The 10,703-nt window shown below is 60.3% G+C and carries 8 protein-coding genes and 1 pseudogene; 6 read left to right on the top strand and 3 right to left on the bottom strand.

Features of this window, described 5'->3' with window-relative positions; genetic code table 11:
- Window positions 1–338, top strand: a pseudogene (locus EYB53_RS24020) (tetratricopeptide repeat protein); the annotation flags it as partial.
- Here the strand turns inward: EYB53_RS24020 and EYB53_RS24015 are convergent.
- Together EYB53_RS24015 and EYB53_RS24010 are read right to left on the bottom strand one after the other, a co-directional pair.
- On the bottom strand, window positions 335–2,185 hold the full coding sequence (locus EYB53_RS24015) for a phosphorylated adapter RNA export RNA-binding domain-containing protein (protein WP_135481907.1): 1,851 nt from the start codon (window positions 2,183–2,185) through the stop codon (window positions 335–337). The pseudogene EYB53_RS24020 and the gene EYB53_RS24015 sit on opposite strands and share 4 nt — an antisense overlap.
- On the bottom strand, window positions 2,161–2,352 hold the full coding sequence (locus EYB53_RS24010; RefSeq protein ID WP_135481905.1) for a type II toxin-antitoxin system prevent-host-death family antitoxin: 192 nt from the start codon (window positions 2,350–2,352) through the stop codon (window positions 2,161–2,163). Before EYB53_RS24010 ends, EYB53_RS24015 begins: the two co-directional genes overlap by 25 nt.
- A gap of 546 nt (window positions 2,353–2,898) precedes the next feature.
- Between EYB53_RS24010 and EYB53_RS24005 the strand changes: the two genes are divergently transcribed.
- The 4 genes from EYB53_RS24005 (at window position 2,899) to EYB53_RS23990 (ending at window position 7,643) form a co-directional block, all read left to right on the top strand.
- On the top strand, window positions 2,899–3,690 hold the full coding sequence (locus tag EYB53_RS24005) for a ParA family protein (protein WP_167857592.1): 792 nt from the start codon (window positions 2,899–2,901) through the stop codon (window positions 3,688–3,690).
- Window positions 3,687–4,880: a ParB/RepB/Spo0J family partition protein gene (locus EYB53_RS24000; protein WP_135481901.1), complete on the top strand. Its 1,194-nt coding sequence runs from the start codon at window positions 3,687–3,689 to the stop codon at window positions 4,878–4,880. The genes EYB53_RS24005 and EYB53_RS24000 overlap by 4 nt, the downstream gene beginning before the upstream one ends.
- Window positions 4,881–4,905: 25 nt before the next feature.
- A complete protein-coding gene (locus EYB53_RS23995) occupies window positions 4,906–5,784 on the top strand; it encodes a hypothetical protein (RefSeq protein WP_167857591.1) in 879 nt (292 codons plus the stop codon).
- A gap of 203 nt (window positions 5,785–5,987) precedes the next feature.
- The gene (locus tag EYB53_RS23990) at window positions 5,988–7,643 is read left to right on the top strand and encodes an FtsK/SpoIIIE domain-containing protein (RefSeq protein WP_135481894.1); all 1,656 of its coding nucleotides are present in this window, start codon (window positions 5,988–5,990) and stop codon (window positions 7,641–7,643) included.
- A gap of 356 nt (window positions 7,644–7,999) precedes the next feature.
- On the opposite strand, the gene EYB53_RS23985 is transcribed toward EYB53_RS23990, so the two are convergent.
- Window positions 8,000–9,487, bottom strand: a complete 1,488-nt coding sequence (locus EYB53_RS23985; protein WP_167857590.1) for a S8 family peptidase — start codon at window positions 9,485–9,487, stop codon at window positions 8,000–8,002.
- Between the two features lie 475 nt (window positions 9,488–9,962).
- Here EYB53_RS23985 and EYB53_RS23980 point away from each other — a divergent pair, with 475 nt between their 5' ends.
- A complete protein-coding gene (locus EYB53_RS23980; protein ID WP_167857589.1) occupies window positions 9,963–10,265 on the top strand; it encodes a hypothetical protein in 303 nt (100 codons plus the stop codon).
- Window positions 10,266–10,703: the final 438 nt, after the last annotated feature.

Raw genomic sequence — 10,703 nt, 5'->3', positions numbered from 1 at the left:
ACCACGCCGCCCTCACCCTCTTCCAGGCCGTGGGCGACCGCCTCGGCGAGGCCAACTGCCTCATCGGATGCGGAAAAGTTCGCCTGATAGAAGGGAAACGCGAGGAAGCGGATCAACTCCTCCAGCAAGCGCTGGCGCTCTATCAAGCGATTGGTGACAGGTGGAGCATCGCTGCACAGACCGCAAACTATGGGTGGGCACTCCACCACCGCAACCAACCAGCAGCAGCGCGGAGCTACTTTGCCCGCGCAGCAGATCTCTTTGCGGTCATCGGTAGTGAGGATCGTGTCCAGAAATATCAGCAGCTTGCTGCCGAGCAAGCTGCGACCGAGGGTTAACTGAACGAGCGTAAGTCCGCTGCTGGTGCAGCCTCCGCCCCCTCCGTCGCGGTCGGCCCCCCCGCCGTGTCCTGCGCCTTGGCTTTCGCCTTGGGCTGGATCACCTTGATCATCATCGTATGCACAGCGATAGCGTTGATCGCGGCATCCCAGAACGGGAATCCTTCAATCAACATGCGGAGCTCGGGATTGCGCAAGGCCTCGGCCACCGGTTGCCACTGCTTCTGGCTCACATAGACCAAGTAACTCGTGGTCGGCACGTGCTCGGGCACAGGTACCCCTTTGGGCAGGGCGGGGACCGGCCCACGGTGCTCCAGCAGCAGCGTGACCACCTTCCCTCGCTCAACGACATGTTCGGGACGGCCCGTGAGCGTTACTTTCACGTTCATAACGGTTCCTTGTTCATGCTGACGGGCCTCCGTCACCACCTCGCCCCGCGTCGCCCAGGTTACCCCAGGGTCAGGCCGTGCCTCCACTGGTGGCGGGGTAGGCGGCACCGCAGCGGCCAATGGGTCGGAGGTTGGCTCCGCACGCGCGGCTGACTGCGCCCGTGGCCGTTTCGTCGAGCGCCGCCCCAGCAGGTACGGAAACACGATCTTCCGCGCAGCGGGGGGGAGTTGCTCTTTGAGCAGGGCAAACAAGACGCCCCCTGGGGTGCGGCGGCGTGAGCCATCACGCACCAACAAACCGCCCTGCGCTTCGATCTGTTCCGTCGCGACCAGGAAGGCCTCCAGTTGCTCCGGCCCCAGATAGTCGAGCAAGTAGCCCAGGCGGGTGATCGCGACCGGGTTGGTCTCCTGCATGCGCGTCACGATCTGGGCTAACACGGTCGCTCGGTCGTCCACCGGGGTCGTCATCCTGCGGATGGGCTCCGCTGCGCAGGGGGGCAGCAACGCGACCTGCGCATCCGCCAGCGGCCACGCCAGGGGACGTACCGCGACACCATAGCGGCCCCGCGCATTTTCGCGCACCTCGCAAGCCAGATACTGCCCCACCGCGAAGGTGGTCACGCCCTCCGGCCAGGCCGAGGCGTGGAGAAAGACCGCCCCAAACGCGCGGGTACGCACAAAGGCATAGGTTGGTTGGACGGTAATCACCCGCCCGAGGGCCGCCCCGAGCACGGAGTCATCCGGGGACGGGAAACGCCCCCCCCGGGGCCGCTGCGGGGCTTGCAGCGCGGGCGGCAGCGTCGCCACCCAGGCCGCTTCGTCGGGCGGCATGGCGTCGTCGAAGAAAGCCGCCGCCCGCCCATAGAAGCCGCGCGGCTGCTCGTGGATGGCACAGGTCAGCACCTGCCCCACCTCCAACGCCGTGATCCCTGCGGGCCAGGCCGAATGATGGAGAAAGACGGAACCAAACTGGCGCGTCGCGAGAAAGGCATAGCTCGCATGGACGGCCTCGACGATGCCGAGCGCGTGACCGATGGGGGCACTTTCCAGTTCCAGGTGCTCACGCGCCGGGCCAGGAGGCGCGTCGCGCAACTGGACAGCGACCCCATAGAACCCCCGGGGTTGCTGGCGTACCTCGCAGGTCAGATACTGTCCCACTTCAAGCGTCGTCACCCCTTCGGGCCAGGCCGAGCGATGGAGAAAGACGAGGCCAAACTGGGGGATCCGCGCAAAGGCATATTTCGGGTAGACCGAGCGTACCTGTCCCCAGGCCAACCCAAAGGAGGGGTCATCAGGCGAAGGCAAGGACTCCTCCGCTGGGGCAGGAGCCGAGGAGGAGGGCCGCCCAGGTTCCGCCGGCAGCACGGGCAGCCCCGCGTCGTCGTTGGCAACGGACGAGGCGTCGCTCTGCCCATTGCTCGGGTGCGGCAGACTCAATTGAGCAACACGATCAGGCATACAGCAGTTTCGTCCTGCGCCTCGGCAGCAGCGGTCGCGGGGAGGCTGGCCCCACGCTCCGGCCCACGAAGCGCGTCAAACAGATCGACGGAGCGCACCACCACCGTCGGTGCGCCCTGCTCGGTGATCACGACAGGGGACTGTCCACGGGCGGAGCGTTGGAGCAACCCTGCCTAAGAACTGTCCACAGGCGGCAAATCATCAAACAGCCTGTGGTTGATATGCTACCACAAAATAGGCTTTTTGGTTGCTTTTGCCTCCTCACTTGCCCCATCAGAGGAGGGTTGACGCAATTTTATGAAGCGCATATAATAAAACGCATCATGTTCACCCACGAGTCCAATTGATTGGAAACGGTCGTTTCGCGCATACGGACGCGCCAAACGCGGTGAACAAGTTGGAGGCTTGGACGGGTTCGCGCATGTCCACTCGAGTCCAATCGATTGGACTCACCAGTTTAACTCGTTGGGACGCGCCAAACACCGGGAACAGGTCGCAACACGGATGCCCGCCCATGCCCGCTCGAGTCCAATGCATTGGAATGGCCCGTTTCGCCCGTTGGGACGCGCCAAACAGCCTGAACAATTCAGAACGCTGCCCATCCGAGTCCAATGCATTGGAATGACCAGTTTCGCCCGTTGGGACGCGCCAAACAGCCTGAACAATTCACCACGCTGCCCGCCCTGAGCTCAGCGGGGAAGAGGGAGAGAACCATGACCTATGTCTATGCCCTGGCCAACGAAAAAGGCGGGGTCGGCAAAACGTCTGTCGCCGTCAACCTGGCCGTGGCGTTTGCCAAACTTGATGTCCACGTGCTCCTGATTGACCTGGACGCCCAACGCCATGCCTCACGCTGGCTCGGCATTGATACCAACGCCCACCCAGTGGACGCCTCGTTTCTCGGGATCGTCGTCGAACGCCGCCGGTTAGACGAATGTGTCATCCGTACGGCTGAAGGCGTTGACGTCATTCCGGCCCACAAAGACATGATCGCCTTACCCGAAAGCTTAGGCCGAAGCATGGGCGGCGGCATCTATACCCTGCGCAAAGCGCTCGCCCGGGCCGAGACCGCTGGCTATCGCCCCGACATCGTGATCCTGGATCTGGCCCCCGCCCGAGGCCCCGTGCTCGCCACCGCCCTCGCCGCCGCCACCCGCTGTATTGCCCCGGTGCAGGCCGCCGATCTTGTCCTGCAAAGCCTGGGCGATCTGGTCGATTCGCTGACCCAGGCCCAGGAGTTCAACCCTGACCTGCGCGGTCTCTCGGTGCTCCGCAATAACTATACCCTCCGCGCCAACCTCGATTTCGCCTACGATGAAGCTCTGGGCAGTGTCTATGCCGCCACGTTGCTCAAAACGATTATTCCCTCACGCGCCCTGATCCGCCTCGCCTCCGGGGCGCAACAAAGTGTGTTTGCCTTTCACGGCCCCGAAGAAAGCGCCGTCCGCAGCATCTTTCTCAGTCTCGCCGAAGAATTGCTCACGCTGGATGGAGCGCTGCCATGAGCAAAGCACGCACAGATCGCGCCCAAGCTGAGGCCATCAAAGCCCGCCTCGCCCAACGCACCCAGCCGCACCCACCCCCGGAAGGTCAGTCCCAGCCCCCAGCAGACGGGCCAGCCGAGCGGGCCACCCTGGCGCGGCAGCACTTCCTCGGCCCGCAGTTACAGGACATCGTGGCGAACCAGACCATCCAGAAGCTCCCGCTCCACGAGCTTGCGCCCGAACTCCAGCCCGGGCTGCGCCAACCACGGATGCTCCCGCTCCCGGACGAACTCCTTGTCCAGGGCGAGACCCCGCCGATCTACGCCGAACTGGTCGCGGAACTCCGTGAACTCGGCGAGTCACTGCGGAGCTTCCAGATCCAGCCCGTCGTGGTCTATCCGGGCACGAGTACCACGTTCCCGGACGCCCGCTATCTCCTGCTCGTCGGCCAACGACGCTGGACAGCCGCCCATCTGGTGGGCCTGCCAACCCTGGAAGCCGTGGTGATCGAACCCCCTACGCCCCTCGAACGCATCACCTGGCAATTCGCCGAAAATGATAGTCGCGAGAGCTTTAGCGATATCGAACGCGCCTGGACGCTCGCCCAGTTGCGTGAGCTCATGGGGGGCGAAACCACCAGCTTGAGCGACGTGGCCGCACGCCTCAACCTCAAACGCTCACGGGCCTATCAACTGCTGCGCATGCTGGCCTTGCCCCCGGAACAGCAACACCTGGTGGCGCTGTTGCGCCTGCAAGAACGGCAACTGCTGCCCCTCCTGGATGCCGTCCATGACGACCACCTCAGTCCAACGCAGACCCAGACGGTGCTCGAGCGCCTGCAGACGATTGCCGCTGAACGGGCCTTGGCGGGGCAACACCACGCGAACACCGAAACGACCCGCAGTGTGGAAACCCCGCGCCGCAGCGGGATCGATGCGGCGACCGTGGCCCGCCAGGTCGCCCGGGTCACCCAGGAAACCCGCCCGCGTGACGATCCGGCCCGCGAACCACGCTGGTATCACGCCCTGAACCAAGACCTGGAACGCCTCCTGCGCAAGCTGCGCCGGGCGTCCGGGCGGGTGGCGGAACTCAGTCCAGGGGAACGAAGTGCCTTCGCACCCCAACTCGATGCCCTGCAACGGCAACTCCTGCTCGTGCAGACCGAACTCCACGCGCAGCTGTCAGCGGAGTCAACCGACCGCGAGATGTAACCATTACTTGAAGGAGAGCTCCCTCATGGCCGCAGGAAAACCTGTGCTGGATGCCCAGACCCGCCGGGATTTGCGCGAGCGCTTTGGCGCTCCACCTGACTTGTTGACCTACCTGGAAGCTGAATATGACCAGGAGGCCATTCGCCGCGCCTTCCTGAAGCTGACCGTCCCTGAGATTGCCGAGCGCGTCGGCTACCCGTTGTCCGCTGATGAACGGGAAGCCTACCAGGCCTTTCTCGCCCAGGCCGCCGAGGCTGCGGCGGACGCCGCCGCTGAGGCCGCGCCCCGCGCCCCCGCCGAACCCGCAGTCCGTGCGGAAGCCCCCCCGCGAGCGCCCCGCCCGCAGCCCGTGGCCGCCCGGCCCCCGGCCACCCCGCGGGGGACGTGGTACAACTTTGGCCTTGAGAGTATTGCCCTCCTGTTTGCCCTGGGCTTCGCGCTCGCCATGTGGCGCATTGACGGCTATTTTGGGGTCAACTTTGCGCGGGGCATCCCAGGCCTGAGCACCATCCCAAACACGGTCTTCTGGCCGCCCGTCTGGACGTGGGTGCTCGGTCTCGGAATTAGTGCCATGCAAGGGGCCTTCTGGCCGCGTCGGGCCGTGTACACCGCCAATGGCACGCTGCTCAAAGAAGGCAGCAGTCTCCAGGAAATTATTACCTGGCTGTTCTTTCTCGGCGTGAATGTCGGCTCGTCGGCCCTGGGCATGAAGCCGATCATTGCCGGAATGAACCTGGCAGGCATCGTGGTGCCCGCCGAAGGTCAATGGCTCTGGGGCACGGCCTGGGTGCTGGCGTTCATTTTCGCGCTCTACCCTGAGTGGGCCGCCCGCGTCTTTGGGATCAAACTCTGGCATCTGTGGATCCCGCGCTCGCGCCCGCGCTTCCGCCGGGTGGCCCAGTAGCCCGCCAAATGGACGAATCCTGGCCTTCCCTGTTGCGAAATCGTCGCCGTACCCGTATGATAGATGTACGCACCTGAGCACCTGCGCGGTACGGCGATCCGGTTGAGGGCGTGACCTGCACCGGTAGGCCTCGGGCAACAGCATGGCCGCCGCCTCCGGCTCGCAGATGGGCAGGGGTAATCGCAAGCGCGAAAGGGACGAACGTGGAAGAAGGGTTGATCCTCACGGAAGCACAAGGCATCCAACTCCTCATCCTGCTCCTGGCGTTGAGCCTGGCCGCCGGGTTCATCGCCTGGATGGTCGATCCCTCACGCCGTTCGCTCCGCCGCGTCTGGGCAAACCTGCGCGAACGGGCCACGTACCTCTTCCAGGATCTCCAGGCAACCTTCCGCAGCCCCACGCTGCAAACGCTTGGGGAACGCAGCTTGACCATGTTCTCAGTGCGTCTGGGCCGCCCGCATGGGGAGCCCTCCGCCAGTAGCCCGCCCGCCCGCACCTCGACGCCCCCCCTGCTCACCCCACGGGTACCGCACCTGCCCTGGATGCTCCCAGAGGCGCATCTCCCGCCTACGGTGGGCACCGCCGCAGATCAGCCCCCGAACGACTGGGCGGTCTTGCAACAACAGTTAGCCTGGTTCGATGCGTTGCATGGGGCGGATCCCCTGCGGATCCCACTGGGTTGGCGGGTGCGTGCGCATGGGGGCTTATGGTTAGAAACGGCCACCTTCCAACCCGGTCAGCCGAACTCCATCGTCAATCTGCTCACCACCGGGCAGATTGGCAGTGGGAAAGATGTGCTGGTACGTACCATCCTGCTGACCTTGCTCGAACGCAATCATCCCGACGACCTCCAGTTGGTCATCCTGGATGGGAAGGGCCTGGATTATCCCGCGTATGCCGCCCTGCCCCACGTGGTTGGTCTGGCCAACCAGATCGCGGAGATCCCGCCGCTCTTAGCCTGGTTAGACCAGGAACGGGAACGGCGCAAGCAACTGATTCTGGGCGCACGAGATCGGCAAGGCACGGCTCACGCCAAAAGCTGGCATGAGGCCGCCGACCCGAAACCATGCCCCTTGCTGGTGGTCTATATTTCCGAACTGACCACGCTGGATCGCTATGTTGACCAATTCTGGAACTGGCTCAATGATCACCTGAGCCAGGATCGTGCGCTCGGGATCTGTTACCTGGTCGGGACGCAAACCGCCTCGAATACCCAGACCCGCTGGCGCGTGCAAGTGCAACTCTTCATGGCGGGCTATCAACCGTCGCTGCACGATGATCGCCCGAACACCAATGTCACCAGCTTCCCCGAGGGGGTGGTACCGCCCAGTGGCTTGCCCACTGGCGGGGGGTACTTCACGGCGGTACTGGGGCGGAAAGTGGGCAACGTCCGTGCGTCCTTCATTCGCAACGACCAGGAACAGCAGATCCTTGAGGCCATCATGCAGCGCTGGGGCAGGGCAGCAACCGCCGCAACGCCCCCTGGTACGACGGCTGGTACGGCCAGCCTGGAGGCAGACAACCCCCACGTGGCGCGCGTTTTGGCCCCGGTCAGCCGAACTGGTTCGCTGCCTGATCATGACGTTCCACCTGATACCAACGCGGTACGCGCTGGTTCGCCCCTGGAAGCAGCGCCAGCGGTGGTACGGCCACGTCCGAACCAGGCGGAACTCGTCACCTGGTTGACCGAAGAACCCATTGAGCACGCCACCGTTGCCCGCCTGCTAGCCCGGGTGCGCCGTAGCGACGGCTCGTATTGGTTTTCGGCCAATAAGATAGCCGAGAGTGTGGGGGGCACCCGAAGCCAGGTGCTCAGTCTGGTACGGGCGGAACGTGAGGGCGACGAAGCGTCGGTCTAGCGCCAGGCCTTTGTTGCGAAGCTCACGAATGTTTTTCGTGGAGGGCGAGCAGCCCGGCAGCCTGAGCGCCAGGCCTTGCGTGCCTAAAGGTGACACTCCGCACGGGCGAAAGCCCGGCGGCTTCTTGGCCCCACCCGCCTTCTGGCGAGCTTTACGGCCAACGGAGCTGTCCGCCCCGGTTCCCGATGGCGGGCATGTGAAGCGAGCCGTCTAACGACACGCTTCACTCATGAAAAACGCGCCAGGTTGAGGGCTGCACTAGCGGCGTCAGGTGCAGGCCATGTTGGGCTGCAGTACCGGGAGCTTATACTCTGCACAGGTTAAAGTTGGACATTTCCCAAAATGGCGTTGTACCGCTATCGAATAAGCACCGGCAGATAGACTGATGATTGGCTGGGGGGCGGATCTGGCTGGAGATCGTTCCAGATCGACTTGACATCAGATCCCACCTGAGCGTCCAAATGTAACTCTTGCCATACAGTAGTGATATCAGATGCGAAGGAGGAACCACCTGCTCCGGCGAGATCACGAACAAGGGCGTTAGCCTCATCGTACAGCTCTTGACTGAGCATCACGCTCTGGGTTGAACTGGGTAGGAGAGCGCTGAATTCATCTGCTGCGTTTTGTAGGAATGTTGCTGTTCTGGTACGCAGGTCATCATGCGTGAGCAGGATACTGGCCAGCGTAGGTGCCTGCTCATAGTAGATAGCAAGATACTTCTGGCCGAGCGCACTTTGCGCCAATACCGTATCTCTCAGGCTGCGATAGATTGTAAACAACTGATCGGTCTGTGGATCAGCCATGGCTTGGGGAACCTCGGCGGGAACTGGACAAGCTGCGGGGGGCAGATCTGCAATGTTGCTCACCGTCGTGAGTAAGGCTTGACTAGCATTGAGAAGGCCCCAACCTGTTTCCTGATCGAAGCCTGATGTCCCAAGATCGGTGACCGACGTCCTTAGTATCTCAGCGACCTTTGCCGGTGAAAGAGATGCGTCACGTGAGAGCATGAGTCCAACGACACCAGCAACCATAGGACTTGCCATTGACGTCCCATCTAGACTCTTATAGCTATTATTTAGATAGGTACTGAGAATACCTTGGCCGGGCGCGACTAGATCCAGCATCGCATCATAAGATGAAAATGACGCACGGGTATCATTAGGATTACTTGCGCCAACCGCAATAACACGGTCAAACCTTGCTGGATATGCCACAGAGAAATTGGCCCTCCCAAAAGCAACATCAACAGGGCATGCGTTTCCACTCGCTGCCACTATAACAACACCCTTTTCGTAAGCATAGTTGATCGCATCCGCAAGCGTCTGGGAACAAGCCTGATCTGCTGCGTATCCCAGACTAAGGTTAATAACGCGTGCCTCTTTGTCGGCAGCATACTTAATAGCGTTAGCAATATTGTCTATCGCAGCCCCCTGTCCCGGCGCATCAAACACTCTGAGCGGTAAAATTTCACACCGAGGACAGACCCCCGCAATGCCTAGTTGATTATTTGTCTCTGCGGCAACAATCCCTGCCACATGGGTTCCATGTCCACTCTCATCATTTGCCTCATCAGTATTGGCCGGGAAGTTATAATCATCGACCGTATTAACTTTCTGCTTCAGATCGTCATGGGCTAACTCCACGCCTGTGTCAATGATCGCAATCGTTATATCTGGTGAACCCTGCGTAATAAACCAAGCATCATATGCATTGATCTTTGCAAGACCCCACTGCTCGTTAAAACGGGGGTCGTTGATCGTGAGTTGAACTGGTTTTCCGCCAATTCGCACCAGAGACCCACTGTCTATACGTGAGGTGCCAGGTTCAAACCACTGATAATCCATAGTAGTCACATTATTCACTGTAAGTTGGTGCATGCCATTCGCGCATTCCCCATGACTATATGTCGTATCTGACTTAAGCCGACTGTTTGTGGTAGCTTCATTTAATACGGTCAAGCCAATACAGCTTATGCTCGGATGTAAGATTATGCCAACGGTATTACCAGGATCACCAGGAACAAGTGCGATCAGCGCGGAAAACGTATTTCCATTTACATCACTAACAATTGTTCCCCTCCAGATTCCAATGAGGCTATCATTAACACTAGTACCTGAGTTACTGATTTTTGAAAGGACTCCAGACGAAGAGACAGTCCCATTACTCCAACTATACCCTAGTGAAGTAGGGTTGTTCAAAGTCAGAGTATGGCTGCCATTGGAGCAATTCCCGAACGTATACTTTGTATCTAAGATTACACTATTACTAGATATCTCACGTAAGGTCATTTCTCCTCCACACTCGAGCGATGGATGAGCGATGATTCCAGTGATTGATCCTATATCTCCATCAATAAGTGCAATAGATGCTGAAAATGATGTATTTCTCTCACTCAATATCGTTCCACTCCAAATGCCGATAATCCCTGGAGGAACTGCTGATATGACAGCACTATCTGTAATTACACTACCACGCATGCTATCACGTTCTACTACTCCTGCTGGTAATATTGTTTGTGAAGAGTGTCTCGCGGTCAGTGTGGCTGTAGTGCTCAGGAGGAAGAGTAAAACGATACACGGACGCCATATGCGCCTGAAAAATGATGAGATCGTATTGCTTTGAACTAACATGGTGGTTTCTCCTTTATGGCCTGCTAACAAGATCGCTCTGGCACCTAGTTAAATGATGAGTACCAAAATCATTATAGTTTCTCTTGCTCATTTCATAGTACTTTCGTCCTGTTTTAATCTAGTACTACTACCACAACGAGAACTGGTATAGCCGTACCCAAGGCACCTTTAGGCCCAATAATTCAAATAAGCATCTGCGGCGCTCCTGTGGCATCCTGTTGTGCGCGAACGGCACCAACAGCCACGGGAAGCGCCGTATGGGGTAGATCGTACGCGAAATGACCGACGAGCGCACATTCAGGAGCCACCTCACCATGGAAGTTCTGCGTCGGGCGATTCCGTCTGATCAACGACAATTAGAATTGCCGCCGTTCACCCACGGGTTGCGCAACGAGCTTCATGCTGCTCCGGCTGAGGAGAGGCCAAGTGC

The sequence above is a fragment of the Candidatus Chloroploca mongolica genome, assembly GCF_004762035.2.
In the GTDB taxonomy this organism is placed as follows: domain Bacteria; phylum Chloroflexota; class Chloroflexia; order Chloroflexales; family Chloroflexaceae; genus Chloroploca; species Chloroploca mongolica.
The sequence above is the reverse complement of the archived record's forward strand: the minus strand, read 5'-3'. Positions and strand labels throughout refer to the sequence as shown.

Excerpts from the sequence above, each read along its gene's own strand:
- EYB53_RS24005 (WP_167857592.1), top strand. The coding sequence starts at position 2,899 with ATGACCTATGTCTATGCCCTGGCCAACGAAAAAGGCGGGGTCGGCAAA.
- EYB53_RS23985 (WP_167857590.1), bottom strand. The coding sequence starts at position 9,487 with ATGGATTATCAGTGGTTTGAACCTGGCACCTCACGTATAGACAGTGGG.
- EYB53_RS24000 (WP_135481901.1), top strand. The coding sequence starts at position 3,687 with ATGAGCAAAGCACGCACAGATCGCGCCCAAGCTGAGGCCATCAAAGCC.
- EYB53_RS24015 (WP_135481907.1), bottom strand. The coding sequence starts at position 2,185 with ATGCCTGATCGTGTTGCTCAATTGAGTCTGCCGCACCCGAGCAATGGG.
- EYB53_RS23980 (WP_167857589.1), top strand. The coding sequence starts at position 9,963 with ATGATTCCAGTGATTGATCCTATATCTCCATCAATAAGTGCAATAGAT.
- EYB53_RS23995 (WP_167857591.1), top strand. The coding sequence starts at position 4,906 with ATGGCCGCAGGAAAACCTGTGCTGGATGCCCAGACCCGCCGGGATTTG.